The organism is Flavobacterium sp. MK4S-17, assembly GCF_009848495.1.
In the GTDB taxonomy this organism is placed as follows: domain Bacteria; phylum Bacteroidota; class Bacteroidia; order Flavobacteriales; family Flavobacteriaceae; genus Flavobacterium.
Map to the genome: position 1 here is coordinate 26199 of NZ_WWEP01000006.1, position 26704 is coordinate 52902.

Here is a 26704-nt window from a genome sequence, read left to right on the forward strand (position 1 = left end):
TTTGATATTAAAGTTTAAATTATGGTGCAAGGCGTTCAACTTCCCATGAAAAATCAGTTTCCAGGCTGTACCTTATCCTGTCGTGCAAACGGTTTGCCCTGCCCTGCCAGAATTCAACCGAAACGGGCTTCACGATATATCCTCCCCAGTGTTCGGGGCGTTGTGGTTCTGTACCTTCAGCGCTTTTTTCAAGTTGGTCAAGCTTTTCTTCAAGATAGCTGCGGGATGGTATAACCTCGCTTTGCGGCGATACTATTGCCCCAAGCCTGCTGCCAAGCGGCCTGCTCTCAAAATAACCATCAGAAAGGTTTACGGCTATTTTCTCTGCCCTGCCCTTTATAATTACCTGTCGTTCCATTTCATGCCAGAAAAAAGAAAGGCACACATTTGGGTTGGCAGCTATTGCCCTGCCTTTTTCCGAATTGTAATTGGTATAAAATATAAAGCCTTCATAAGTAAACTGCTTAAGCAATACTACCCTGCTTTTAGGAAAACCGTCAAGCCCGATAGTTGAAACTGTCATGGCATTGACTTCGGCTGCCGAACCAAATTCTTCAACCTCTATAAACCAGTTGCGGAAAAGCGTTATAGGGTCTTCCGGCAGATTGTTTTCTATAAGCTGGCTTTTTTCATAAGAGCGCCTGTAATTGCTTAAATCATTTATATCCATACCTGCTAAATTATTTTGTTTTAGTTACAGTTCAAATACTTTTCCGTCATCGGCAAGGTCAACATTTTCAAAAACAGTTGCCGCTTCGTCTCTGAATTTTTCAATGTTGTCATACCGTGTTGAAAAATGTCCCAAAATAAGTCTTTTTACATTTGCCTGCCTTGCTATTTCTGCGGCCTGCCTTGCTGTGGAATGCATAGTTGTTTCACACAGGTGCATTTCTGTATCCAAAAAAGTGCTCTCATGGTATAACACATCAACATCCTTAATTAATGGCAGTATATCCTCATTATATACCGTATCCGAGCAAAAAGCATAGCTTTTTGGCGCGGGCGGATCAAAAGTAATTTCACTGTTGGCAATTGTCCTTCCGTCATCAAGGGTTATATCGCTTCCATTCTTTATTTTTTGGTAGTAGCACACATCAATGCCATACTCCCTTACCTTGTTTATATTGAGTTTGCGCTCATCCGGTTTTTCCATAAACAGGTAACCATTAGTATAAATGCGGTGCTTTAAGGGTATGGTAGAAACAATTACTTTATCATCCTCATAAACAATCTGCGGCTCTTTAGCATCAAGTTCATGAAAATAAAGGTTATAGCCTGTCCAGGAATTGGATAACTTCAGTTGGAGCAGTATTACTTCCTTAACGCCTTTAGGCCCATGCACATGCAGGTCTGTTTTGCGGTTAAGCAACGAAAAAGTAGATATAAGTCCTATTAACCCATAAAAATGGTCGCCATGCAGGTGCGATATAAACACATGGTTAATTTTAGAAAACCTAAGCTTGTTTTTTCTTAACTGTACCTGTGTACCCTCACCGCAATCTATAAGGAACATCCTGTTCTTAATTTCCAGTACCTGTGCGGTAGGGTTGGTCATAGACCGGGGCGTGGCTGCATAACAGCCCAATATGGTTAAATTCATTTAACGTCCTTTCTCCCTCCGCAGGGCTGCGGGAGGATTTAAATTAAAAACCCAAATCGCGCTCTATTTCCTCCATCTCAATAATATCATGTGCTTCCTGAAGGGTAGGCACAATAATCATTTCTTCGGGAGCATCATTAAAGTCAAAATCATTTACCACTATAACAAATGATTTTTTTGATTTGCGGTGTTTATTGGATAGCTGAAGGAATGACAATACATCTTTTAATGCCAGTTTACCATCATTGGTAAGGTCAACAATAATATTATGCTTTTTATAGCTGTTGTAATTATCCGACAGCTTTTGCAGAAAATCATTATAGTTTCCTTTATTGTCCTTTATAACAAAGGTATGCCCCTTTTCCTCAACTTTCATTTTTTATTCAGTTTATTGCCAGTATTAATAAATGCAATTTAGCTATTTATGGCTTATAATTTTCCAAAAAACTTATTTAATCTTGCTGGCCAGAAGGTATATAACTGCCATTCTCACTGCCACACCATTTTCCACTTGGTCGAGTATTACCGATTGCTGCGAATCAGCCACATCACTTGTAATTTCTACACCACGGTTTATAGGCCCCGGGTGCATAACTACAATTTCCTTATTAAGTGAGTCTAACAATTGCCTGTCAACTCCGTATTGCTGTGCATATTCCCTTGTGGAAGGAAAATAATTAACATCAAGCCTCTCATTCTGCACCCTGAGCATATTGGCAACATCGCACCACTCCAGTGCTTTGCGCAGGTTAGGCTCTACCGTTACACCTAAGGATTCAATATACCTTGGTATTAAGGTTTTAGGCCCGCACACTTTTACTTCGGCACCCTGCATCTGTAACGCAAAAATATTAGAGAGTGCCACGCGTGAGTGTAATATGTCGCCCACTATTACCACTTTTTTGCCTTCAACACCACCAAGCCTTTCCCTTATGGTATAACTGTCCAGCAGGCCCTGTGTGGGATGTTCATGTGCACCATCGCCCGCATTTATTATGCTGGCTTTTACATTTTGCGAAAGGAAATAGGCAGCACCCGGCCTTTCATGGCGCATTACCACCATATCTACCTTCATGCTAAGGATATTGTTAACAGTATCAATAAGGGTTTCCCCTTTTTTAACCGATGACTGTGCAGCAGAAAAACTTATAACATCTGCCGATAGCCTTTTTTGTGCCAGCTCAAAGGAAAGCTTTGTGCGGGTACTGTTTTCAAAAAATATATTGGCAATGGTTATATCCCTTAATGAGGGCACTTTTTTAATGGGGCGGTTAATTACCTCCTTAAACTGGTCGGCAGTTTCAAATATAAGGTCAATATCATTTTTGTTGATATACTTTATCCCTAATAAATGATTAACGCTTAATTGTTTCATTGTGTTGTTGTTGCAGTAGCTTTAAATTAAATAAACACTGTCCTCTCCATCATGTTCTTTCCAGGTTACCTTTACTTTTTCGTTATTGATGGCATCTACCTGCCTGCCCCTGTAATCGGGCTGAATAGGCAGATGGCGGCTAAAACGCCTGTCTATAAGCACAAGAAGCTCGATAACAGAAGGGCGGCCAAAAGATTGTATTGCCGTTAATGCCGCACGTATGCTGCGCCCGGTGTAAAGCACATCATCCACAAAAACCACCTTTTTATTTTCTACAAGAAAATCAATCTGTGTTTTATTTGCTTCCAGTGGTTTATCTCCCCTGCGGAAATCATCACGGAAAAAAGTAATGTCCAGGAAGCCAAGCGTTACGTTCTGCACTTTATATTCCTGCTCCAAAATCTGCTTAATGCGTTCGGCAAGGAATTTACCCCTGGGCTGCAAACCTATTAAAACAGTGTCGGAAAAATCAAGATGGTTCTCAATTAACTGGCAGGCCAAACGGTGTAGTATGATATTGACTTCCTTTGAAGTAAGCAATATTTTATGGCTCATAATGTGTTGTAGTGTTTGGTTTGTAAAAATAGGTAAAATTAAAATTGTATAAAACAAGGTTATCAATATAATTATGCAAAGCTGCTTTTACATTTAATTTATTTTTAACTAAATACCATAAGGTTACCGCTATCTTTATATAGAAATAACCTAAAAACAATAAATTATGAAAAACAGGATTTTAAATATCGGCTTAATGGCCATGCTTGCCACCATGCTTACAGGCTGCGAACTTGTGGGCGATATTTTTCAGGCAGGTGTTGGTGTAGGCGTATTTATAGTAATTGCAGTTATTGTACTTATTATATGGCTCATCAGCCGCTTCAGGAAATAAAAAAAGCCCCTTTTACCGGGGCTTTTTTTATTTAATTGTACATCTGTTTTCTTAACTCTTTAATTTTGTCATCATCAAGATAATCATCAAACGTCATGTAACGGTCTATTGCACCGTTTGGCGTAATTTCCAGTACACGGTTTGCCACTGTTTGAGCAAATTCATGGTCATGCGTGGTAAACAGCACCGATCCCTTAAAATTCTTAAGTGAATTATTAAAGGCAGTAATACTTTCAAGGTCTAGGTGGTTGGTAGGCTCATCAAGCATAAGCACATTGGCGCGCATCATCATCATCCTGGAAAGCATGCAACGCACTTTTTCACCTCCTGATAACACCCTGCCGGTTTTAAGGGCTTCTTCCCCACTAAAAAGCATTTTACCTAAAAATCCGCGTATATAAACCTCATCACGCTCTTCCTCTGTTTTTGCCCATTGGCGCAGCCAGTCTACCAATGTTAGGTCATTTTCAAAAAATTCATGGTTATCAGCCGGCAGGTAGGATTGTGTTGTGGTTATACCCCACTCCACTTTTCCTGTATCCGGCTTCATATTGCCGTTTAGTATCTCATAAAATGCCGAGGTTGCACGGCTATCGCGGGATACTACCACGATTTTATCTCCTTTTGCCATATTAAGGTCAACATTTTTAAATAATGTTTCCCCATCAATAGATGCGCTAAGGTCGGTAACATTTAATATCTGGTCGCCGGCCTCACGCTCTTGCTCAAATATAATGGCAGGATAACGCCTGTTAGACGGTTTAATATCATCAACTTTAAGCTTTTCAAGCATTTTTTTACGGCTTGTAGCCTGTTTTGACTTTGCCACATTGGCACTAAAGCGCATGATAAATTCCTGTAGTTCCTTTTTCTTCTCCTCTGCCTTTTTATTTTGCTGCGCCCTTTGTTTGGCTGCAAGCTGGCTGGACTCATACCAAAAAGTATAGTTACCGCTGTACTGGTTTATTTTACCAAAGTCAATATCCGATATATGTGTGCATACCGCATCAAGAAAGTGGCGGTCGTGGCTTACTACTATAACCGTATTATCATAATTCGCCAAAAAGTTTTCCAGCCATGAAATGGTTTCAAAGTCAAGGTCGTTGGTAGGCTCGTCCATAATAAGTACGTCAGGGTTACCAAATAAAGCCTGCGCCAAAAGCACACGAACCTTAAGCTTGCTGTCCATATCGCTCATCATGGTGTAATGAAACTCCTCACCAATACCAAGATTGGAAAGCAGCGCTGCTGCATCGCTGTCGGCATTCCAGCCGTTCATCTCTTCAAATATAACCTGCAGCTCGCCTACCCTTTCGCCATCTTTATCAGAAAAATCAGGCTTAAGGTAAATTTCATCCATTTCCTTTTTAACGGCATATAGGGTTTTGTTTCCCATCATTACCGTTTCCAAAACCGTATATTCATCAAACATATTGTGGTTTTGGTTCAGCACACTCATACGTTTTCCAGGCTCCAGGTGAATATGTCCTGAAGTAGGATCCATCTCCCCTGAAAGTATTTTAAGAAAAGTTGATTTACCGGCACCATTGGCACCTATTATACCGTAACAGTTGCCTTGGGTAAATGATGTATTTACTTCATCAAATAAAATCCTTTTGCCAAACTGTACTGATAGATTTGAAACTGATAACATTTAAAAAAATTTTTGCAAAACTACAAAAAATAAGCTAGTATAGCTGCCGTTAAACAGTATAATAAAGAGTTGATTTATTTTAACGCTATTTTAACAACAGTGGCAACATATAAAAAATATTTTTGTTTTTGCTACCAGAATAAAAACCTAAATGTCAAATATTCAAAAAACCGGTGTTTTACTCCTATTGTTGCTTGCAGTAACTTCGTGTAAGAATAAAGACAATTATACAGCATATTTTGGTGGGGAAATAAGCAATCCGCGCAGTGAATATGTTATATTCAGCAAAGGCAATAAAATTATTGATACCATCCCGCTAAAGGAAAACAACCGTTTCTTTATAAAATTCGACTCATTAACGCCGGGGCTTTACACATTTAGGCATGACCCGGAATACCAATATGTTTATTTTGACAAGAATGACAGTATAATGGTTTTTGCCGACAGTAAGGATTTTGACCAGTCGGTAGTGTTTAGCGGCAGGGGTGAGAGAAAAAATAATTTCATGATGGAACTGTACCTTACCAATGAAAAGGACAGGGAAGCCACCTATGATTTTTACGGGCTGGAATACCGCGATTTCCAAAGGAAAATAGATTCTGCCTACGCATTGCGAAACGCTTTTTACAAACAGAAAAAAGACATAATAAACTGGAGTGAGGGTTTTGATTTTTATGCAAAATCAAGGCTTAACTTTAACCACTATACCAAAAAGGAATATTACCCTTACCTGTATGCACGCCGCAACGGAAAAGAAATAGCCTCTAAACTTCCTGCAGGGTATTACAGCCACCGAAGTACAATAGATTTTAATGACCCTAAGCTAACAGATTTTTCTCCCTTTGCACGTTACATAACTGCCATGATGAATAATATGGCTATTACAAGGGCGCAAAAAAAAGCAGATAATGTACAGGAAAACACATTAAGGGATAATATTACCAAACTTAAAATTGCAGACTCCCTTTTTACAAATGAAAAAATTAAAAACCAGGTTTTAAACAATATTGCATTCAGCTACCTGCTGGAAGACCAGAATATAATTAACAACCAGCAGTTCCTTGAAAGGTACATGGAGCTTTCAACCGATAATAGTAACGATAATAGCATCCATAAAATAGCAAATGCGATAAAAAGCCTTAAAAAAGGAAACGAACTACCGGAAATACCCCTTGTTCATCCCGACAATAAGCCTTTTGATATTGATGATGATATTAAAAAACAAAGCGTTGTTTTTTTCTGGACAAGCTGTGCCCATTCGCACCTGGAAATGGTTTACATGAAAATAAATGAACTTAAGAAACAATTTCCTGATGTTGACTTTATAGCCATAAATGTAGATGAAAGCAAAGAATGGAAAAAAGTAATGTCTCAGTACAAGTTTAAAGGAGCAATACAGTTAAGGGCAGCTAATTTTGAAGAGCTAAAAGACAAATGGGTTATTACAAAAATAAACCGTACCATTATCCTTAACCCTGACGGCTCCATAAAAAATGCATTTACCAACCTTATGAATCCTGACTTTGCCGCAGAACTTAAATAGGTTTTACAGGTATCCAAATTTCTTCTTCCGAATCCGGGTGGCCTCTTTTATATTTATCTCCCATAATCTCAAAATGAGGGCGGCTATCTAATACATACCCTGATTGCGGCAACCACTCCATTAAAATAAAAGTATAAACCTGCGGGGCATCTTCTCCGGTTCCTTTGTATTTAAAAACAGCATACATCCCACCTTTTAATTCAAACGGCTTTATGCCTGCCGGTAATTCATCAAATGCGGTAACTTCTATAGCTGCCCATTTTTCAAATAGTGCAGACGGATTAAAAAATGTAAAGTAATTTTCCGGGTATAGCTGAATGTTATATAAATCATTACCCACTGTGTTTTTAATTTCCTTTCTTATTTGCATAAAAGTATTCCATAAACGGAATGTCTGGTTATCAGCAAATGACATGGTAAGCTTGTGCCCCGCCAAGAGTTTATCTTCTACTATTTTAATAACAGGTTTTGAAAGCATATTTTAAAAAATTTAGACATTAGCACACAAAATTCATATTTAATGCTATTTTTGATAAATTTTAATACAAAACAAAAAAATAATGAAAACAAAAATAGCTAATCCTGCGCCACTTGGGCTTATGGGCTTTGCAATGACTACAATATTATTAAATATTCACAACATAGGTTTTTTTCCGCTTAGTTCAGTAATACTTGCCATGGGTATTTGTTATGGCGGCCTTGCACAAATTGTGGCAGGAATTATGAGCTTTAAAAAAGGGAATACATTTGCTGCCACAGCATTTACTTCCTATGGGTTCTTTTGGCTCTCACTTGTAGCTGTATGGATGCTTCCCGCCACAGGTATTGAGGCAGCAGCAAAAACACCACCAGCATTTTTAGCCTGGTATTTGGCATTATGGGGTATTTTTACAGGCTTTATGTGGGTTGGAACCTGGGGCAACAGCAAGGTTCAGCAATTTGTTTTCCTTTCCCTAACTATATTGTTCTTTATGCTTGCGGCAGCCTTGTGGGCAGAAAGTGCCATGCTGCATCATTTTGCAGGCGTAGTGGGCGTTATATGCGGCAGCAGCGCATTTTACCTTGCTATGGCTGAAATACTTGAAGAAGTGAAAGGTAAAAGGGTACTGCCCTACTAATATAATTATAGCGTTATAAATAGCTGCGGTTAACTCCTATTTAACAATTTGTTGCCCACTACCGGTTAATAAAATCTGCACGAAAATCAGTACCTTTGCGTTTTGCACAAATTTGCTATGCTGAACAACGAAGAAACGATTGAAGTGCTGGGCGCGCGTGCCCACAACCTAAAAAATATAGATGTTACCATACCGCGCGAAAAACTGGTGGTTATAACCGGGCTTTCAGGTTCAGGTAAATCATCACTTGCTTTTGATACCATATATGCCGAAGGCCAGCGCCGCTATATAGAAACATTTTCCGCTTATGCCCGCCAGTTCCTGGGAGGGCTGGAAAGGCCGGATGTTGATAAAATAGACGGCCTTAGCCCCGTTATTGCCATAGAGCAGAAAACTACAAGCAAAAGCCCTCGTTCAACAGTAGGCACTATTACTGAAATATATGATTTCCTGCGTCTTTTATACGCACGTGCTGCCGATGCCTACAGTTATGTTACCGGCGAGAAAATGGTGAGCTACAGCGATGACCAGATAAAGGAACTTATAATTGAAAAATTTAACGGCAGGCGCATAAGCATCCTTGCGCCTGTAGTAAGGGCAAGGAAAGGACATTACCGTGAGCTTTTTGAACAGATATCAAAACAGGGTTTCCTTAAAGTGCGTGTTGACGGAGAAATCAGGGATATAGAAAGCGGAATGAAGCTTGACCGCTATAAAACCCATGATATTGAAACGGTTATTGACCGCATGGCAGTAGATGCTTCGCCTGAGATTGATAAAAGGCTTTCCGAAAGTATAAAAACAGCCATGTACCACGGTGATGATGTGCTGATGGTTATAGAGCAGGAAAGTGGCGAAGCGCGTTATTACAGCCGTAACCTTATGTGCCCCACATCGGGCATATCCTACCCTAACCCAGAGCCTAATAATTTTTCTTTTAACTCACCTAAAGGCGCGTGCGATAATTGTAACGGCCTGGGTATTGTGAATGAAATAAACCTTGCTAAAATCATCCCTAATAACAAGCTAAGCATTAAGCAGGGCGGCTTTGCACCCCTGGGTGAATATAAAAGCTCATGGATGTTTAAGCAGCTTGAGGCTATTGGTGAAAAATTTGGATTTAAGCTGACCGACCCTATTGAAAAGATACCTGCCGATGCGATGGATATGATATTAAACGGCGGTAAGGAAAAATTTACGGTATCATCCAAAACACTTGGGGTTAACCGTGAATATAAAATTGATTTTGAAGGCATTTCGAGCTTTATAAAAAACCAGTATGATGATAGCGGTTCTTCTTCTATTAAACGCTGGGCAAAAGATTTTATGGATGAGGTGGAATGCCCTGTGTGCCATGGTACTCGCTTAAAAAAAGAATCGCTTTATTTTAAAATAAACGGCCTTAACATTGCGGAACTATCACATATGGATATTTCCGACCTTGCAGATTGGTTTAATACGCTTGAAAATAACCTTTCCGAAAAGCAGAAAGCCATAGCTACCGAGATAGTAAAAGAAATAAAATCGAGGCTTGGATTCCTTGTGGATGTAGGATTAAATTACCTTGCGCTTGACAGGAGTTCTAAATCCCTTTCGGGCGGTGAGGCTCAAAGGATAAGGCTTGCCACACAAATAGGCTCGCAGCTTGTAGGCGTGCTTTATATTCTTGATGAGCCCAGCATAGGGCTGCACCAGCGGGATAATGAAAAGCTTATACACTCACTGGAACAGCTTAGGGATATAGGCAACTCGGTTATAGTGGTAGAACATGATAAGGACATGATAGAGCGTGCCGATTATGTAATTGACATTGGCCCTGCAGCAGGTAGGTTTGGTGGCCAGATAGTAAGTAAAGGTACCCCTGCACAACTTCTTAAAGAGCACACGCTAACCGCAGCTTACCTTAATGGAGAAAAAGAAATTGCCGTACCTGAAAAAAGACGGGAAGGAAATGGTAAAACCATTAAACTGACCGGAGCAACGGGCAACAACCTTAAAAATGTTAGTGTAGAATTTCCTTTAGGGAAGCTTATTTGTGTAACCGGTGTATCAGGAAGTGGTAAGTCCACACTTATTAACGAAACGCTTTACCCTATTTTAAATGCACATTTTTTTAATGCTGTTAAAAAGCCTGCTCCTTATAAAAAGATTCAAGGGCTTGAGCATATAGATAAGGTAATTGATATTGACCAGTCGCCCATTGGACGCACGCCCCGCTCTAACCCGGCGACTTATACCGATGTTTTCAGTGAGATACGCAAGCTGTTTACACAAACGCCTGAAGCCATGATACGTGGCTACAAGCCGGGCAGGTTCAGTTTTAACGTAAGCGGTGGACGTTGCGAAACCTGTGAGGGTTCGGGGCTTCGTGTTATTGAAATGAACTTTTTACCCGATGTTTATGTGGAATGCGAAACCTGCCAGGGAAAACGTTTTAACAGGGAAACACTGGAAATACGCTACAAAGGGAAATCCATATCAGATGTGCTGGATATGACGGTAGATGAAGCGGTTGTATTTTTTGAAAACATACCTAAAATTTACCGTAAAATAAAAACAATTCAGGATGTGGGCTTAGGTTATATTACCCTGGGGCAGCAAAGCACTACTCTTTCGGGTGGTGAGGCACAACGTATTAAGCTCGCTTCAGAACTTTCCAAAAAAGATACCGGAAATACTTTTTATATACTTGATGAACCAACCACAGGGCTTCATTTTGAAGATATAAGGGTGTTGATGGAAGTGATTAACAAACTGGTTAACAAAGGTAATACTGTGCTTATCATAGAGCATAACCTTGACGTTATAAAGCTTGCCGACTATATTATAGATATAGGATATGAAGGCGGTAAAGGCGGTGGCCAGCTTATTGCCAAGGGTACTCCCGAAGAAGTTGTTAAAAACAAAAAAAGCTATACGGCACAATTCTTACAAAAAGAATTATCTTAGCGCGTTTGTTTAATTTTTAAAAATTGAAAAAGAATGATAGATAACAAATATGAAAATGATGATGAAAGGATTCATGACGGGCTTAAACAAAAAACATGGAATGAAATAAGGAGTAACGACTCGTGGGCTATATTCAAAATAATGTCGGAGTTCGTGAACGGTTTTGAAACTATGGCACGCATCGGCCCGTGTGTTTCAATATTCGGTTCTGCGCGTACAAAGCCCGATGATAAATATTACCTGCTTGCCGAAAAAATTGCAAAAAAAATATCTAATGCCGGCTATGGGGTTATTACAGGCGGCGGCCCCGGTATTATGGAAGCCGGTAACAAAGGTGCCAGCCAGGGAAACAGCCCATCGGTAGGTTTAAATATAGAACTGCCTTTCGAGCAGCACTTTAACCCATACATTGATAAAGACAAGAACCTTAATTTTGATTACTTTTTTGTACGTAAGGTAATGTTTGTAAAATATTCGCAGGGGTTTGTGGTAATGCCCGGCGGCTTTGGCACTCTTGATGAAATGTTTGAAGCCATTACACTTATACAAACCAAGAAAATTGCAAAATTCCCTATAGTGCTTGTAGGGCGTGAATTTTGGAGCGGCCTTTTGGAATGGATTGAAAAAGTAATGATTACCAAATATTTTAATGCCAACCCGGAAGACATGAACCTTATCCGTATAGTGGATACTGAAGATGAAGTACTTGAAGTTATAGACAGCTTCTATAAAAAATACAACCTTAGTCCTAATTTTTAATAAAAAAAGCCGCTTAAAGCGGCTTTTTTTATTTACAGCAGGCAACCTTTAATTCATTTTTTTATCTATATATTAGCACTGGTACAAATATTGCTGCTTCTGTATTCATAACTAAATAATTTTCAGGCTACACAATTGGGTTTATATAGCAGGTTTCTCCTTTTTATTTTTCTGGCTGTTTCACCTGCCGGGCTCTTAGCACAGCACAGCAGCCGTATGTTTGTGGATGTAGATTATGATGCACAACTATTTAGGATAAAGCAGGAAATTACATATCATAATCAAACTACCGATACCCTCCAGGATTTTGTGCTTAACGACTGGAACAATGCATTTTCTGCTAAAAATACGCCTTTAGCCAAAAGATTTTCAGATGAGTTTGTAAGGGCTTACCATCTTGCAAAGGATGAAGAACGGGGCAATACAAAAATATACTCTATTGTTGACCAAAATGGAAGGTTGTTGAATTGGGAACGCCCTAAAAAGCATCCGGATATAGTAGATGTTCAACTTAAAAACCCTATTTATCCGGGAATGAAGTTTAAACTTTCTATTACTTATGAAGTTAAAATTCCCAGCGACAGGTTTACCGGCTATGGATATAACGACGGGGTTTTTAACCTTAAAGACTGGTACTTGGTACCTGCCAGGGTAGTAAATAATGAATTTGTAAGGTACAGTAATGAAAACATTGATGATATTGCCAACTCAATATGCGATTATGAATTAACCATTACATTACCCAAAGGCACTGCATTAACAAGCGATTTATATATAGGAAATAAAACAAGTAAAGGGGATAAGGATGAATATTACCTGATTGGGAAAAACAGGACAATATTTAACCTTGTACTGGAAAAAAAGAATTCATTTGAAATATTCAGGAATGAAGTTGTAGAGGTTACCAGCAATTTAAGGGATAACAGGGTTACAGAGATACAAAAAGCTGATATTGTAAATAAAATTACCCATTTTACCGCCGATAACCTTGGCAGTTACCCCTATGGTAAAATAATGATAACCCAGGCTGATTATGACCGCAGCCCTATGTACGGGCTAAACCAGCTTCCCTCCTTTTTAAGCCCTTTTCCCGACTCATTTATTTATGAAATAAAATTCCTTAAAACCTATACTAATACCTACCTTAAAAATACGCTTAAGCTGGACCCCCGGAAAGACAACTGGATTTATGATGGCATACAAATGTATCTGTTAATGAAATATGTAGAGGAAAACCATCCTGATAAAAAAATGATGGGACAACTTTCCAACTGGGGTATTTTACAGGGGCACAATCTTTTCAGGGTCGACTTTAACGGGCAGTACAATTACCTTTACCTGCTGATGGCAAGAAAAAACCTTGACCAGCCCATTGGCGACCCAAAAAGGACATTTATAAAGTTTAATGAGCAGATTGCCGGCAAATACCGTTCAGGGTTAAGCTTTGCCTATATAAATAATTACCTCGGTAATAATATTGTACCCAATGCTATTTCTGAATTTTACAATCTGAATAAATCCGGTTACACCAGCAGGGAAGATTTTGAACAAATACTAAAATCAAAAACCGATAAGGATATCAACTGGTTTTTTAATACCGTAGTAAATACCCGCAAACTTATTGATTTTAAGTTTGGTGATGTGGACAGGGAAAAAGACTCAGTACGGGTAACCGTTAAAAACCGCACAGGTACAGATGTACCTGTATCATTTTACGGGGTTAAAGATAAAAAGATGTTATTTAAAACCTGGCTTGAAAATGTTACTACTGACACCACTTTTACAATAGCCCGGCAGGATGCTGACAGGCTGGTTTTAAATTATGAAAATGAAATACCGGAATACAATACCAGGAATAACTGGAAATCTTTAAAAAAGTTTTCACTGGGCAACAAGCCTTATAAGTTTACCTTTTTCCAGGATTTGGAAGACCCGACTTATAATCAGGTATTTTATGTACCCAGTTTTATATTTAACCTATACGATGGTTTTTCACCCGGTTTCAGGGTTCATAATAAATCAATGCTTGAAAAACCATTTATATTTGATGTAGAACCTACCTACTCTACCAAGACAGGAAAACTTATAGGTTCAGTATCATTTTTGTACAATCATTACCTCCGCGAAAAAGGATTGTATAATGTTCGTTATTATCTTGGCGGCTCAACCTATCATTATGCCCCTGATGCACGTTATATTAAATTCAACCCTTCGGTACAGTTCCGTATCCGTGAAGATGATTTCAGGAAAAACAAACAGCAATATATACTTATAAGGCAGGTTTTAGTTAACAGGCAGCAATCAGATTATGTTATTACGGATGAGCAAAATGAAAATTACTCGGTATTTAATCTCCGTTACGGCAAGTATGAATCGGAAATAACAAGGCACTATAACTTTTATACCGATGCACAAATAGCCAATTCCTTCGGCAAGCTATCCGGTGAAATACAATACCGCAGGCTTTTTAATGATAACAGGCAGATAAACCTGCGCCTTTTTGCAGGTACATTTATGTACCGCAGTACAAGCTCAGAATTTTTCAGTTTTGGGCTGGACAGGCCGACAGATTATATGTTTGATTATAATTTTTATGGCCGTTCCGAAACAACAGGGCTTTTCAGCCAGCAGTATGTAATGGCTGAGGGTGGTTTTAAATCTATGCTGGAAACAAGGTTTGCCAACCAGTGGATGGTTACCACCAATGCAAGCTTTAATATATGGAACTGGGTTGAGGTATATGGCGATGCAGGTGTGCTTAAAAACAAATACCGGTCGCCGGAATTTTTATACGACAGTGGAATCCGCTTAAACCTCCTCCCTGATTATTTTGAATTATATTTTCCTGTATATTCCAGTAATGGTTTTGAAATGAATAATGGCAATTACAGCCAAAAAATACGTTTCGTAGTAACTATAAGCCCGGGAACGCTTATTAACTTGTTTACCCGTAAGTGGTTTTAAAACAACAATAAGCAAATAAAAATATATTAACCATATTTTTTAGAGGCTTTTATTAATTATTTTCTAATCATTTTTTCAATAAGCAGGCTTTTATTGCTAATTGTTAAATCATTTTTTTCTACCATATATACATTATTTAATTCTTTTAATTAAATTTGTGAACCTAAGACCGTTCCGTTTATGACTGAAACAGAAACAAAAAAATCGCTTTCATTTGAAGATTTTAAAGCCGAAGTGCTTAATGATTATAAAATAGCTGTAACCAGCCGCGAATGCAGTCTATTAGGCCGCCGCGAAGTGCTTACGGGCAAAGCCAAATTTGGTATATTTGGCGATGGTAAGGAAGTGCCGCAGCTTGCTATGGCAAAAGCCTTTAAAAATGGTGATTTCCGTTCAGGGTATTACCGTGACCAGACTTTTATGATGGCTATAGGCCAGCTAACAGTCCAGCAGTTCTTTGCAGGGCTTTACGGGCACAGCGACCTTGAGCACGACCCAATGTCGGCAGGCAGGCAGATGGGCGGGCACTTTTCAACGCACAGCCTTGATGAAAACGGTAACTGGAAAAACCTAACACAGCAAAAAAACTCAAGTGCCGATATTTCGCCAACAGCCGGGCAAATGCCAAGGCTTTTAGGCCTTGCGCAGGCTTCTAAAATATACAGGAATGTTACAGGTATAAACAATAAAACCAATTTCTCCGTTAACGGAAATGAAATTGCCTGGGGTACTATTGGTAATGCCAGTACATCCGAAGGGTTGTTTTTTGAAACCATAAATGCAGCAGGTGTATTGCAGGTGCCTATGGTTATCAGTGTATGGGATGATGAATACGGTATATCAGTACATGCACGCCACCAAACCACTAAAGAAAATATATCCGAAATACTGAAAGGTTTCCAAAGGGATGAAGAAACCAAAGGATATGAAATAATAACCGTAAAAGGATGGGATTACCCTGAACTTGTTTCGGCTTATGAAAAAGCATCAGAGATTGCACGTACAGAACATGTACCTGTACTAATACATGTTTACCAGCTTACACAACCACAGGGGCATTCTACGTCCGGTTCGCACGAACGCTATAAAGATGCTGAAAGGCTTACCTGGGAAGGCGAATATGACTGTATTGCACAGATGAGGAAATGGATGCTGGAAAACAACCTGGCAGAAGAACAGAAGCTTGAAACTATTGAGGCTAATGCTAAAAAAGAAGTAAATGAAGGTAAAAAAGCTGCATGGTCAGCATATACCAGTCCTATAAAAGAAGAGCAGAAAGAGCTTGAGGCACTTCTAAAAAATGTTGCAGAGAAAAGTGAAAATAAAGTTTTTATTGAAAAATATATCAACGAGCTTTCTGCAATAAAGGAACCAATAAGAAAGGAACTTTTAGTTACGGCAAGAAAGGTTTTAAGGCTTGTTGCAAAAGAGCAGGTAAAGCAGCAACTATCGGAATGGATTAAAAGCTACACAGCTAAAATTCAGCCGAAATACAGTTCGCACCTGTTTTCACAATCAGAGAAAAATGTTTTTGGTGTTAACCCGGTTGCTCCAGAATATGCAGTCAATGCCGAAGAAGTGGACGGAAGGGTTATTATAAGGGATAATTTTGATGCCTTGTTTAATAAATATCCCGAAGCTTTGGTGTTTGGCGAAGACTGCGGTAACATAGGCGACGTTAACCAGGGGCTGGAAGGCATGCAGGAAAAATATGGCGATTTCAGGGTATGTGATGCCGGTATCCGCGAGGCTACAATACTTGGGCAGGGAATAGGTATGGCCATGCGCGGCCTGCGCCCTATTGCTGAAATACAGTACCTTGACTATCTACTGTATGCATTACAGATTATGAGCGATGACCTTGCTACTTTACAATACAGGACATCAGGAAGGCAAAAAGCACCATTAATTATCCGCACACGCGGCCACAGGTTGGAAGGTATATGGCATTCCGGTTCCCCTATGGGAATGATTATAAATGCCATAAGGGGAATACATGTTCTTGTACCAAGAAATATGACCAAAGCCGCAGGCTTTTACAATACCCTTATGGAAACCGATGAGCCTGCATTAGTAGTAGAGTGCCTTAACGGCTACCGCCTTAAGGAAAAAATGCCCGCCAACCTTGGGGATTTTAAAACCCCGTTAGGTGTTGTGGAAACTATTAAAGAGGGAACAGATATTACACTTGTTTCTTATGGTTCAACACTCAGGCTTGTGGAGCAGGCTGCAAAAGAACTTATGGAAATTGGTATAAACGCTGAAATTATTGATATTCAGTCTTTACTGCCTTTTGATATAAACCATGATATTGTAAAAAGCCTTGCCAAAACAAACAGGCTATTGGTAATAGATGAAGATGTACCTGGCGGAGCCTCGGCATATATATTGCAACAGGTGGTAGATGTGCAGGGTGGTTATAAATACCTTGACAGCAAGCCCGAAACACTTACCGCAAAAGACCACAGGCCGGCTTATGGAACAGATGGTGATTATTTTTCAAAACCTTCAGCCGAAGATATTTTTGAGAAAGTATATGCTATTATGCATGAAGCCAAACCAAATGATTATCCTGAATTATACTAATAAAAAACAGCCCATTGATTTAAACAATGGGCTGTGATGTTTATGGAATAAATATCATTTTATTTTTCGATTTTGTAGATTACAGCTTCCTTCCCGTCAAATTCTATATCTTTTTCGTATTTAAGACCAATTTTTTCAAGGACTTTTATAGAGCCAATATTTTCTTTCATTGCTCGCCCAATTATACATTTCAATTTTAGATTTTCAAAGCCATACCGCACACAGGCAACTGCACTTTCTGTTGCATAACCCTTGTTCCATTCTTCTTCAAAGAAACGAAATCCAATATCAGTTTCATTTTCCATTTCGTCAAATTTCAGTCCGCACCAACCAATAAATTTATTAGTTGTCTTCTCTATCACCGCCCATCTGCCATAACCATTCAGTCTATAGACCTGATAGCTTTCAAGAAATTCCCTTGCTTCTCCTACATTTTTAAAAGCTGAATTTCCCGTATATTTTATTACATTGGGATTTGAGTTTAAATCATAAAAACTTTTTGCATCATTTGGATTTAACTCTCTTAATATCAGACGATTTGTTTCTAAAATTTGTTTCATTTATAAAGGCTTGGCAACTTGACAAGATTAATCTATATCAACAGACAAATTACAAAAAAAGCCTTACCAAAACAAACAGGCTGTTGGTAATAGATGAAGATGTACCTAGCGGAGCCTCAGCATATATTATTGCAACAGGTGGTAGATGGTGATTATTTTTCAAAACCTCAGCCGAAGATATTTTTGAAAAAGTATATTCCATTATGCATGAAGCCAAACCAAATGATTATCCTGAGTTATACTAAACAGATTTACTGTACAACTATAAAAAAACCCCTTCAGAAGTGAAGGGGTTTTTACATTACTACTAATTATTACCATTAATTCCAGCCGCCACCCAGCGCACGGTAAATATTTACCATAGCATTCATTTGCTGCATTTTAGCTTCAATAAGGTCAAATTTAGATTCAAGGGCATCACGCTGTGTCATTAATACTTCCATATAATCTGCCCTTGCATAACGAAAAAGGTCGTTGGATATATCTACCGACTGGTTAAGCGCATCAACCTGCTGTGCTTTTAAATCAAACGCTTTTTTCATGTTGTCAATTTTAGCCAACTGATTTGCCACTTCAATATAAGCGTTTAAAATAGTACGCTCATAGTTATAAATGGCCTGTACCTGGCGTGCATTAGCATTTTTATATTCAGCTTTAATAGCATTCCTGTTTATCAGCGGTGCAGCAAGGTCGCCCGCCAGTGAATAAAGCAGCGATTCCGGCCTTATAAGGTAATCAGGCTTAAAAGCCCTGTAACCTATACCAGCAGATATACCTAAGGATGGATAAAATTTTGCCTTAGCAACCTTAACATCAAGTTTCGCTGCCATAAGGTCAAGTTCAGCCTGCTTAACATCGGGCCTGTTTTCCAGTAATTGTGATGGCAGCCCTGCATAAACGGCATTTGGCGTCAGGCTTTCAAAGCTATCAGTACTCCTTTTAACGGGCTGTGGAAACCTCCCTATAAGAAAGTTGATTTTACTCTCTGTTTCAGTAATCTTCTGCTGTATTGCAAATTGCAGGCTTTGCGTATTAAGCAATTGTGCCTGAAATCTTTTCACAGCCAGTTCGGTAACCCTTGCGCCCTGCTTTTGCAGTTTAATTATTTCAAAGGCATTATTTTGAATGTCAATATTCTTATTCACAATAGCCAACTGATTGTCAAGGGCAAGTAACTCATAATAGGAATTGGCAATTTCTGCAATAAGGTTGGTTACCATAAAGTTTCTACCTTCAACACTGGACAGGTAACGGCTTACGGCTGCCTTTTTTGCATTATGCAGTTTGTTCCATATATCTATTTCCCATGTGGCGTAAGCTCCCACCATATAATCCTGTACCGGTTCAGGCATTTCCTTACCGGGTTTAATATCGGTGGTAGCTTCCATAGCGCCAATATTGGTGTAACGTCCTACCTTATCGGCTCCTGCCCCTGCCCTTAAGCCTATAAAAGGTAAATATTCCCCTTTTCTTGCCCTTATTTCATTTTTAGTCATTTCAATTTCCTGAAGGGTGATATTCAACTCCTGGTTGTTTTTAAGTGCAGTGCCTATAAGCGTATCAAGGTAAGGGTCTTTAAAATATTCCTTCCATTTAAGCCTGGCTATACTTGCAGTATCCTGCTGCATATCATTATATGCAGCAGGTACTTCCCTGTTTTCTGTTTTTTGTACCACATCAGGAAGCTTGCATGCCGTAAAAGTCAGCATTAAGCCTGTTGCGGCAATCAATAAAAATTTATGCTTATTTAATGTCTTCATTATTTTCCTGATTTTCTTGGAAGTTATCAATCATTTGAACAAAACCTTCGGATAGTGGACCATCATCCTCGTACTTAATTAGTTTCCTGCCACTTGCTATAGTACCGAATATATAATACAGCCCGGGTACTATTATTACCCCGAAAATAGTACCGAAAAGCATACCGCCCAGCGCCGAAGCACCAATAGTCCTGTTGCCTATAGCTCCTGCACCTGATGCAAGTATTAATGGTATTAACCCTGCAATAAATGCAAATGAGGTCATCAGGATAGGACGGAAACGCACTTTAGCTCCTTCTATAGCTGCTGCCAGTATGGTTGCCCCTTCCTTATGCTTCAGTACTGCAAATTCTACTATCAGCACCGCATTTTTACCCAGCAGACCGACGAGCATTATAAGCCCTATCTGTGCATAAATGTCATTTTGAAGCCCCATCATTTTAAGCAGGACAAATGAGCCGAAAATACCAACAGGCAAAGAGAATACAACAGCAAGCGGTATTATAAAGCTTTCATACTGTGCTGCAAGCACAAAATACACAAACGCAAGCACAATAAGGAAAATGTACAACGATTCATTACCCCTGCCTGCTTCGTCATAAGATAAGCCTTCCCAGGCAATATCATAGCCTTTGGGCAACGTTTGGCTGGCAACTTCCTGTATGGTTTTAATGGCATCGGCAGTGGTATAGCCTTTTGCCGGAAGCCCCTGTATAGCTGCGGAATTATACATATTATAGCGGGTAATCTCATTAGGCCCCTGCGTCTTTTTAAGTGTCATAAATGCGGAGTATGGCACCATTTCGCCCTCATCATTCTTAACAAAAAGGTTCAGTATATCTGAAGGCAGCCTCCTGTATTTAGGATCAGACTGTACATAAACTTTAAAGAAACGGTCGAACTTAATGAAGCCCTGCTCATAGGTACTGCCTATAAGTATATTAAGGTTTTCCATAGCCTTGCCTATGGAAACGCCTTTCTGCATGGCAAGGTCATTATCCATAACAAGCTCATATTGAGGGTAATTGGCCGCAAAGAAGCTGAATAGCCCGGTAACCTCTTTGCGCTTACCAAGGTCGTCAAGAAATTTTTTCTGTATTTTATCAAACTCCTGATAATCGCTTGTGCCTGTTTTATCAAGCAAGCGCATTGAAAAACCTCCTGAAGAACCGAATCCTGGTATGGCAGGCGGCTCAAAAAACTCTATAACCGCACCACCAAGCCCATGTGTTTTTTCCTCGAGCTCTTCCATAATCTCATTTACATTATGTTCCCGCTGAGACCACGGCTTAAGGTTAATAAGGCAGGTTCCTGCATTTGAACCCCTACCCTCTGTCATAATTTCATAACCGGCAAGTGATGATACCGACTCCACACCTTCAACACCTTCACAAATTTTCTGTAACTGCTGGGAAACCTTATTTGTCCTTTCCAGTGTTGAACCCGGCGGTGTTTGTATAATGGCATAAATAGTACCCTGGTCTTCACTAGGTATAAAGCCCGCAGGCAATACTTTGTTTTCAAGATATATACCTGCGCAAAAAGCAAGTAAGATACCAAATGTGAGCCACCTCCTGCTTACAATCCTTTTCAACACATTTACATATTTTCCTGTAAGCCTGTCAAAACCGCTGTTAAATTTATCCATGGCTTTGGTAAGTATATTACCTTTTTTATGCTTGCCGTGGTTATTTTTAAGCAGCATTGCACATAATACAGGAGTTAATGTAAGTGCTATAATAGCTGAAATTACAATAGAACTTGCCATAGTTATAGAAAACTGCCTGTAGAATGTACCCACAGGGCCCGACATGAAGGATATGGGCAGGAATACCGATACCATTACGGCTGTAATAGCTATAATAGCCCCGCTGATTTCACCTAATACTTTTTTAACCGCCTGATAAGGCGATATGTGCGGATGCTCCTCAAACTTGGCATGCACCGCCTCGACGACGACTATTGCGTCATCTACCACAATACCAATGGCAAGCACAAGGGCAAAAAGTGTTACAAGGTTGATGGACAGCCCAAAAAACTGTATCACAAAAAATGCCCCTACCAAAGATACGGGTACGGCCAGTATGGGAATAAGGGTTGAACGCCAGTCGCCAAGGAAAATAAACACAACAAGGGCAACCAGTATAAAAGCATCCCGTAGGGTATCTATAACCTGCTCTATGGAAGCATCAAGGAATTGTGATACGTCATAACTTATTTTATAGTCCATCCCGGGAGGGAAAGATACCTTCATTTCCTCAAGTTTTGCCTTTACCTCCTCAATCACATCGCTGGCGTTACTGCCGTAATTCTGCTTTAGCACTATAGCGGCAGAAGGATGTCCGTCAAGATTGGAATAAATATCAAAAAACTCACTTCCAAGCTCTACTTTGGCAATATCCTTTAAGTGTATAGCCTCACCGTTGGAATTTGCCCTTATAATAATATTGTCATATTCTTCAGGTTTATTATACCTTCCTTTATAGGTTAGCACATATTCCAGCGATTGCGCCTCAATACCCGAACTTTGCCCTATACGGCCGGGACGGCCAATAATGCTCTGTTCAGCAAGGGCATCCATTACTTCTTCAATAGAAATGTTATACGCCCTCATACGGTCAGGGTTTAACCATACACGCATGGCATAGGTACGGCTACCTAAAATCTGCGACCTTGCCACACCTTTTATCCTGTTGATTTCAGGAATCATTTTTACGTTGGCATAGTTGTACAGGAATTTTTCATCCATGCTTTTGCTTTTGCTGTAAAGGTTTACATACATAAGCATACTTGGCTGTATGGGGGTAATTACCACCCCTTCACGCTGCACCAGTTCGGGGAGCAGCGGCATAACCTGGTCAACCCGGGTTTTTACCCGTATAACTGCCTGGTTGGGGTCGGTGCCTGGTTCAAAAATTATCCTTAGCGTAGCTTCACCAGCACTGGTGGCATCGGTTGCCATATAACGCATACCCTCTACACCGTTTATCGAGTTTTCCAGTGTAATAAGGGTTGATTTAACTAATACATCTGCACTTGCACCGGGATAGGCAATAAAGATGTTTACTGTGGTTGGGGCAATTTGCGGAAACTGCGATATGGGCAGTTGCTTTATTGCCAGCGAGCCTACAAAAACAATTATAATAGAAATTACAATTGCAAACACAGGCCTGTGTATAAATTTACTAAACATATTTCCTTTGTTTTAAAAGCCTGTTATTCTGCATATAACTCCAGGTCAGATAATACAGACTCCGGCTTAAGTATTTTGTAGCTTATTTTTTGGTTTTCCTTTACAAGTCGCAGTCCTTCAAGCAGTATTTTATCCCCTTCGGATAATCCGCTGCTCACTACATAAATGTGCGGAATTTCAGATGACACCGTAATTTCCCTTGACTGTATTTTATTGTCTTTGGTAACAACATATACATACTTTTTGTCAAGCACCTCAAAAGTTGCTTTCTGGGGAATTAAAAGTGCATTTTTTAGCGGCATGGTAATATGTATATTACCTGTTTCGCCATGCCTCAATAAGCCTTTAGGATTTGGAAAAGTAGCCCTGAAGGAAATATTACCGGTTTCATTATTAAAATCAGCTTCAATAGTTTCTATTTTTCCCGGGTGTTCAAAATAGGTATTGTTAGCCATTAAAAGCGAAACATTATCAGTATTGCCATTAATGCCTGTTTTGGCTTTATAATTAAGGTACTCTGCTTCCGGTACGTTAAAGTAAACCCACATTTTTGAGTTATCGGAAAGATTGGTAAGCAGGTCGCCTTCATCTACAAGGCTACCCTGCCTTACCATAAAACGGTCTATAATACCATCAAAAGGGGCGCGTATTTCGGTAAACTGTAAATGTACTTTTGCCAGTTGCAGTTCTGCCTTTGCCTTATCATACTTGGCTTTTGCCATAGCCAGCTCGTTTGGAGCAACTACATTTTTTTCGGCAAGCTGCTGGGTGTTTTTATATTCTATCTGGGCATAGTCTGCTTCAGCTTTCGCCCGTTGCGTTTCAGCCTCATAAAGGTTAGGCATTATCCTGAACAGCAACTGCCCTTTTTTTACAGACTGCCCTTCATCTACATATATTTTTTCAAGGTATCCCCTTTCCTGTGCACGAAGCTCAATGTGCTGTATAGAGCGTATCTGGCACACATAATCCTGTGTAACTATTGTATCTTTTTTAAGGGATGTGGTTACAAGGAACTCTGTTTCATGTTCCTTCTCTTCTTTTTCTTTATGGCAACTTGTATTGCACAGCAGGGCACAAAAGCCCATGAGGATGAGTATTCTCTTCATAATATTTTGCCTAAGCAATTAGGATTTATTTTTGATTTATTTAATTAAAGAGGGCCATGAGTGGGTAAATGACATACTACACTGCATAAGCATGCTTAAACTATCATTTAAACCTCATGAAATTGTAATAGAGCAATATGCAATTGCTCACTAAAGAGAATAAATCAAATCCTGAATACCCTGAACAATACATACCGCCTGCATGTAGGGAAAGTGATAAGTTGTTTAGCAAAATTAAAACAGTCCTTATCATAGCGGCATAAATGAACGGGTAGTAACCAATTATTAAAAGGTGAAGTATAATAACTGTTTAAGTCTAATTTTTTTACCGAAGAAGTCAGCTCAAACTCCTCTATTTCATGGTGCTTGAGTACAAGCCTGGAATTTTGCTCCAGCGTTGCAGAAATAATCCCCGAAGATTTTAAACCTGCATCAGCTGTGTTTTGGAGATGTGAAGGAATGTTGCTTTTTACACTACCTGCATTTTGTGTAATGCAAAACGTTATACAATCCTGTATTGCATGGGCATGTAAAGTGCTTAGCCCACTTAGCAGGAGTATATATAACGGCAGAAAAAACTTTAGCAACTTTTTCATTTCGGTGGCAAAATTACATAAAGGGAATTATACAGGCAACCTATTACCTTTATAATTTACAATATAATAACCGTAATGGTTTATTTGTTAAAATGGACTTACCAAACATAATGCCAATTTTACCTGCTAAAATTATTTTTTTAGCTTAAGCATCCACTCATACCTGTCAAAATATACTTCATTACGGGTTATTAACCCTTCATCAAATTCCAGTATATCCAGGCCCTCAATAGTAAGCACCTCATCATTTACAGGAATACGGGCTTTCCATTTCAATACATAAGTTTGCCCTGCAGGCAATAATTCTTCCCTGCTCCACACCCATTCGGGATTTGCAGCAAGCAGCTTTGTAAAATATTCCTGAATATTTTTCCTGCCCCTTAACCCTTTACCATTAGCAGGATCCTTGTAAAAGCAGTCTTCCGCATAAAATAAAGCCAGTGTTTTTGCCTGTTCCCCATTTCCGTGCGATGTCCACGCATTTAGCCATTTATCAATCAACTTCTCCATAGCTATTTCACTTTATAAATATCTGGGCGGTTTATTTCCATAAAACGTTCCGGCTTTGCCAGCGGCACAAACCCGTAACGGCTGTAAAGGCTGTGCGCATCAGCAGTAGCAAGTGCAAAGCGCCTTAAGTTTTTAACCCATTCTTTTTCCATAATGTAATCCATCAGCATTTTAGAAAGCCCCCTGCCTCTGTGTTCCTGCTCAATGTAAACATCAGCCAGGTAGGCAAAAGTGGTATAATCCGTAACCAGCCTTGCAAAGCCTATCTGCCTGTCATTATAGAAAATACCAACACAAAATGAATTTTTGAGGGAGTTTTTCACTATTTCAAAAGGTATTTGTGCTGCCCAATAGCTCTCTTCCGAAAGGAACTTATGTACTGCCTGCACATCCATGGCGTTAAAACCTTCCTTAATACTGTAGTGTGGGCTGCTGTCGCCAATATTAATTTTCATGACTTAAATTGTATATTCAAATTTACCCAAAAAATCCCTATCCTTTTTATACGTTTTTTAACCTGATAATTAAGACCTTTTGTGTATATTCCGTAAATTTGCGATAGCAATAAACACTATTGAAATGCCAAAGAAAAACAGGAGAAAAGAGGAATTATGGAATGTGATAACACATGGTGCAGGGGCATTGTTTTCGGTAGCCGCGCTTGTAGTTATGACAGTTTTTGCAGTGGTTAACGGCAATGGTATGCACCTTGCCGCGGCATTGGTTTTCGGTGCAAGCCTTGTAATCCTTTATTCGGCATCAACAATATACCATGCTGTAACCAAACTTAAGTGGAAACGGCTTTTTCAAAAAATAGACCACCTGTGTATTTACATACTTATAGCGGGCACCTATACACCTGTAGCCCTGCTTGGGTTAAAAGGCGCATGGGGCTGGGTTATTTTCGGGCTGGTATGGGCGTTTGCCATTATAGGGTTCATATTTAAATTCTCGCCACTGCGCCGTTCCGAAAAACTTTCGCTTTCACTATATGCTCTTATGGGGTGGCTCATAATAATTGCCATAAAGCCATTAATTGAAAATATCGCTCCGGGAGCTTTGCTTTACCTGCTTGGCGGCGGGTTATGCTACACCTTCGGCATTTATTTTTATGCGAAAGAAAAGATTCCTTACAACCATGCCATATGGCATGTATTTGTACTGGGCGGCAGCACGCTGCACTTTATAGGCATATTTTTTTATCTTATACCTTAACTTATATTTTTTGTGATGTTGCTTATAATTTCATCTTTTGGCAACACCCCCGATTGTTTCCATAACACCTTCCCATTTTGAAACAACATTAGTGTAGGCACTCCCCTAACCTGAAATTGCGGGCTTGCCATTAATGCCTGGTTTTTATCCACATCTATTTTAATTATTGTAATGCGGTCGCCCAGGCTTTCCTTTACTTCTTTTAATATAGGTGCAAGCATTTGGCAGGGGCCACACCAGGTGGCAAAAAAATCTACAAGTACAGGTTTACTTCCATTCATAAGGGTTTTAAAACTTTCCATAGCTGTATTTAATGTATTGTTA

General features: G+C 39.4%; 23 protein-coding genes and 1 pseudogene. 9 read left to right on the plus strand and 15 right to left on the minus strand.

Features of this window, described 5'->3' with window-relative positions:
- Positions 1–19 precede the first annotated feature (19 nt).
- From pdxH to pyrR, 5 genes are all read right to left on the minus strand, one after another.
- Positions 20–670: a pyridoxamine 5'-phosphate oxidase gene (gene pdxH / locus GSF09_RS02735; protein ID WP_201309321.1), complete on the minus strand. Its 651-nt coding sequence runs from the start codon at positions 668–670 to the stop codon at positions 20–22.
- 24 nt (positions 671–694) lie between these two features.
- Entirely contained in the window at positions 695–1600 is a 906-nt protein-coding gene (locus tag GSF09_RS02740) for a ribonuclease Z (RefSeq protein ID WP_159799402.1), read from the minus strand.
- Between the two features lie 43 nt (positions 1601–1643).
- Positions 1644–1976 (minus strand): ribonuclease Z, encoded by a 333-nt coding sequence (locus GSF09_RS02745; RefSeq protein ID WP_159799403.1) that lies wholly within the window; start codon positions 1974–1976, stop codon positions 1644–1646.
- Positions 1977–2048: 72 nt separating this feature from the next.
- Positions 2049–2975, minus strand: coding sequence for an aspartate carbamoyltransferase catalytic subunit (locus tag GSF09_RS02750; protein WP_159799404.1), 927 nt, complete (start codon positions 2973–2975; stop codon positions 2049–2051).
- 21 nt (positions 2976–2996) lie between these two features.
- A complete protein-coding gene (gene pyrR / locus GSF09_RS02755) occupies positions 2997–3530 on the minus strand; it encodes a bifunctional pyr operon transcriptional regulator/uracil phosphoribosyltransferase PyrR (RefSeq protein ID WP_159799405.1) in 534 nt (177 codons plus the stop codon).
- 166 nt (positions 3531–3696) lie between these two features.
- Between pyrR and GSF09_RS13735 the strand changes: the two genes are divergently transcribed.
- On the plus strand, positions 3697–3864 hold the full coding sequence (locus GSF09_RS13735) for a hypothetical protein (RefSeq protein ID WP_201309322.1): 168 nt from the start codon (positions 3697–3699) through the stop codon (positions 3862–3864).
- 31 nt (positions 3865–3895) lie between these two features.
- Here GSF09_RS13735 and GSF09_RS02760 read toward each other — a convergent pair whose 3' ends face one another.
- Positions 3896–5518 carry an ABC-F family ATP-binding cassette domain-containing protein gene (locus GSF09_RS02760; protein WP_159799406.1) on the minus strand — a complete coding sequence of 541 codons (1623 nt, stop codon included), beginning with the start codon at positions 5516–5518 and terminating at the stop codon, positions 3896–3898.
- Positions 5519–5669: 151 nt separating this feature from the next.
- On the opposite strand from GSF09_RS02760, the gene GSF09_RS02765 reads away from it, so the two are divergent.
- Entirely contained in the window at positions 5670–7061 is a 1392-nt protein-coding gene (locus tag GSF09_RS02765; protein WP_159799407.1) for a thioredoxin-like domain-containing protein, read from the plus strand.
- On the opposite strand, the gene GSF09_RS02770 is transcribed toward GSF09_RS02765, so the two are convergent.
- Positions 7054–7539, minus strand: a complete 486-nt coding sequence (locus GSF09_RS02770; protein WP_159799408.1) for a GyrI-like domain-containing protein — start codon at positions 7537–7539, stop codon at positions 7054–7056. The genes GSF09_RS02765 and GSF09_RS02770 overlap by 8 nt on opposite strands.
- Before the next feature lie 82 nt (positions 7540–7621).
- Here GSF09_RS02770 and GSF09_RS02775 point away from each other — a divergent pair, with 82 nt between their 5' ends.
- The 5 genes from GSF09_RS02775 to GSF09_RS02795 all read left to right on the plus strand — a co-directional run bounded on the left by GSF09_RS02775 (position 7622) and on the right by GSF09_RS02795 (position 17437).
- Positions 7622–8179: a GPR1/FUN34/YaaH family transporter gene (locus tag GSF09_RS02775; RefSeq protein ID WP_159799409.1), complete on the plus strand. Its 558-nt coding sequence runs from the start codon at positions 7622–7624 to the stop codon at positions 8177–8179.
- 117 nt (positions 8180–8296) lie between these two features.
- The gene (uvrA, locus tag GSF09_RS02780; RefSeq protein WP_159799410.1) at positions 8297–11128 is read left to right on the plus strand and encodes an excinuclease ABC subunit UvrA; all 2832 of its coding nucleotides are present in this window, start codon (positions 8297–8299) and stop codon (positions 11126–11128) included.
- Between the two features lie 33 nt (positions 11129–11161).
- Positions 11162–11887, plus strand: coding sequence for a TIGR00730 family Rossman fold protein (locus GSF09_RS02785; protein ID WP_159799411.1), 726 nt, complete (start codon positions 11162–11164; stop codon positions 11885–11887).
- 135 nt (positions 11888–12022) lie between these two features.
- Positions 12023–14851 carry an aminopeptidase gene (locus tag GSF09_RS02790; protein WP_370515970.1) on the plus strand — a complete coding sequence of 943 codons (2829 nt, stop codon included), beginning with the start codon at positions 12023–12025 and terminating at the stop codon, positions 14849–14851.
- Between the two features lie 180 nt (positions 14852–15031).
- On the plus strand, positions 15032–17437 hold the full coding sequence (locus tag GSF09_RS02795) for a thiamine pyrophosphate-dependent enzyme (protein ID WP_159799412.1): 2406 nt from the start codon (positions 15032–15034) through the stop codon (positions 17435–17437).
- A 59-nt stretch (positions 17438–17496) separates the two neighbouring features.
- On the opposite strand, the gene GSF09_RS02800 is transcribed toward GSF09_RS02795, so the two are convergent.
- A complete protein-coding gene (locus GSF09_RS02800) occupies positions 17497–17997 on the minus strand; it encodes a GNAT family N-acetyltransferase (protein WP_159799413.1) in 501 nt (166 codons plus the stop codon).
- Positions 17998–18053: 56 nt separating this feature from the next.
- Here GSF09_RS02800 and GSF09_RS13825 point away from each other — a divergent pair.
- Positions 18054–18242, plus strand: a pseudogene (locus tag GSF09_RS13825) (hypothetical protein); the annotation flags it as partial.
- Positions 18243–18317: 75 nt separating this feature from the next.
- Here GSF09_RS13825 and GSF09_RS02805 read toward each other — a convergent pair.
- The 6 genes from GSF09_RS02805 to GSF09_RS02830 all read right to left on the minus strand — a co-directional run bounded on the left by GSF09_RS02805 (position 18318) and on the right by GSF09_RS02830 (position 25620).
- Positions 18318–19757 (minus strand): TolC family protein, encoded by a 1440-nt coding sequence (locus tag GSF09_RS02805; protein ID WP_159799414.1) that lies wholly within the window; start codon positions 19755–19757, stop codon positions 18318–18320.
- The gene (locus GSF09_RS02810) at positions 19741–22950 is read right to left on the minus strand and encodes an efflux RND transporter permease subunit (RefSeq protein ID WP_159799415.1); all 3210 of its coding nucleotides are present in this window, start codon (positions 22948–22950) and stop codon (positions 19741–19743) included. The genes GSF09_RS02805 and GSF09_RS02810 overlap by 17 nt, the downstream gene beginning before the upstream one ends.
- Before the next feature lie 23 nt (positions 22951–22973).
- Positions 22974–24059: an efflux RND transporter periplasmic adaptor subunit gene (locus GSF09_RS02815; protein ID WP_159799416.1), complete on the minus strand. Its 1086-nt coding sequence runs from the start codon at positions 24057–24059 to the stop codon at positions 22974–22976.
- A gap of 164 nt (positions 24060–24223) precedes the next feature.
- Positions 24224–24655 (minus strand): hypothetical protein, encoded by a 432-nt coding sequence (locus GSF09_RS02820; protein ID WP_159799417.1) that lies wholly within the window; start codon positions 24653–24655, stop codon positions 24224–24226.
- Between the two features lie 132 nt (positions 24656–24787).
- Positions 24788–25165 carry a nuclear transport factor 2 family protein gene (locus GSF09_RS02825; protein WP_159799418.1) on the minus strand — a complete coding sequence of 126 codons (378 nt, stop codon included), beginning with the start codon at positions 25163–25165 and terminating at the stop codon, positions 24788–24790.
- 2 nt (positions 25166–25167) lie between these two features.
- A complete protein-coding gene (locus tag GSF09_RS02830) occupies positions 25168–25620 on the minus strand; it encodes a GNAT family N-acetyltransferase (protein WP_159799419.1) in 453 nt (150 codons plus the stop codon).
- A gap of 124 nt (positions 25621–25744) precedes the next feature.
- On the opposite strand from GSF09_RS02830, the gene GSF09_RS02835 reads away from it, so the two are divergent.
- On the plus strand, positions 25745–26380 hold the full coding sequence (locus GSF09_RS02835) for a hemolysin III family protein (RefSeq protein WP_159799420.1): 636 nt from the start codon (positions 25745–25747) through the stop codon (positions 26378–26380).
- Here the strand turns inward: GSF09_RS02835 and trxA are convergent.
- On the minus strand, positions 26377–26682 hold the full coding sequence (gene trxA / locus GSF09_RS02840) for a thioredoxin (protein WP_159799421.1): 306 nt from the start codon (positions 26680–26682) through the stop codon (positions 26377–26379). The genes GSF09_RS02835 and trxA overlap by 4 nt on opposite strands.
- Between the last annotated feature and the right edge of the window lie 22 nt (positions 26683–26704).

Coding starts and splice junctions, on each gene's coding strand:
- trxA (WP_159799421.1), bottom strand. CDS start 26,682: ATGGAAAGTTTTAAAACCCTTATGAATGGAAGTAAACCTGTACTTGTA.
- pdxH (WP_201309321.1), bottom strand. CDS start 670: ATGGATATAAATGATTTAAGCAATTACAGGCGCTCTTATGAAAAAAGC.
- GSF09_RS02795 (WP_159799412.1), top strand. CDS start 15,032: ATGACTGAAACAGAAACAAAAAAATCGCTTTCATTTGAAGATTTTAAA.
- GSF09_RS02800 (WP_159799413.1), bottom strand. CDS start 17,997: ATGAAACAAATTTTAGAAACAAATCGTCTGATATTAAGAGAGTTAAAT.
- uvrA (WP_159799410.1), top strand. CDS start 8,297: ATGCTGAACAACGAAGAAACGATTGAAGTGCTGGGCGCGCGTGCCCAC.
- GSF09_RS02825 (WP_159799418.1), bottom strand. CDS start 25,165: ATGGAGAAGTTGATTGATAAATGGCTAAATGCGTGGACATCGCACGGA.
- GSF09_RS02815 (WP_159799416.1), bottom strand. CDS start 24,059: ATGAAGAGAATACTCATCCTCATGGGCTTTTGTGCCCTGCTGTGCAAT.
- GSF09_RS02810 (WP_159799415.1), bottom strand. CDS start 22,950: ATGTTTAGTAAATTTATACACAGGCCTGTGTTTGCAATTGTAATTTCT.
- GSF09_RS02765 (WP_159799407.1), top strand. CDS start 5,670: ATGTCAAATATTCAAAAAACCGGTGTTTTACTCCTATTGTTGCTTGCA.
- GSF09_RS02770 (WP_159799408.1), bottom strand. CDS start 7,539: ATGCTTTCAAAACCTGTTATTAAAATAGTAGAAGATAAACTCTTGGCG.
- GSF09_RS02775 (WP_159799409.1), top strand. CDS start 7,622: ATGAAAACAAAAATAGCTAATCCTGCGCCACTTGGGCTTATGGGCTTT.
- GSF09_RS02745 (WP_159799403.1), bottom strand. CDS start 1,976: ATGAAAGTTGAGGAAAAGGGGCATACCTTTGTTATAAAGGACAATAAA.
- GSF09_RS02760 (WP_159799406.1), bottom strand. CDS start 5,518: ATGTTATCAGTTTCAAATCTATCAGTACAGTTTGGCAAAAGGATTTTA.
- GSF09_RS02835 (WP_159799420.1), top strand. CDS start 25,745: ATGCCAAAGAAAAACAGGAGAAAAGAGGAATTATGGAATGTGATAACA.
- pyrR (WP_159799405.1), bottom strand. CDS start 3,530: ATGAGCCATAAAATATTGCTTACTTCAAAGGAAGTCAATATCATACTA.
- GSF09_RS02740 (WP_159799402.1), bottom strand. CDS start 1,600: ATGAATTTAACCATATTGGGCTGTTATGCAGCCACGCCCCGGTCTATG.
- GSF09_RS13735 (WP_201309322.1), top strand. CDS start 3,697: ATGAAAAACAGGATTTTAAATATCGGCTTAATGGCCATGCTTGCCACC.
- GSF09_RS02805 (WP_159799414.1), bottom strand. CDS start 19,757: ATGAAGACATTAAATAAGCATAAATTTTTATTGATTGCCGCAACAGGC.
- GSF09_RS02830 (WP_159799419.1), bottom strand. CDS start 25,620: ATGAAAATTAATATTGGCGACAGCAGCCCACACTACAGTATTAAGGAA.
- GSF09_RS02750 (WP_159799404.1), bottom strand. CDS start 2,975: ATGAAACAATTAAGCGTTAATCATTTATTAGGGATAAAGTATATCAAC.
- GSF09_RS02785 (WP_159799411.1), top strand. CDS start 11,162: ATGATAGATAACAAATATGAAAATGATGATGAAAGGATTCATGACGGG.
- GSF09_RS02820 (WP_159799417.1), bottom strand. CDS start 24,655: ATGAAAAAGTTGCTAAAGTTTTTTCTGCCGTTATATATACTCCTGCTA.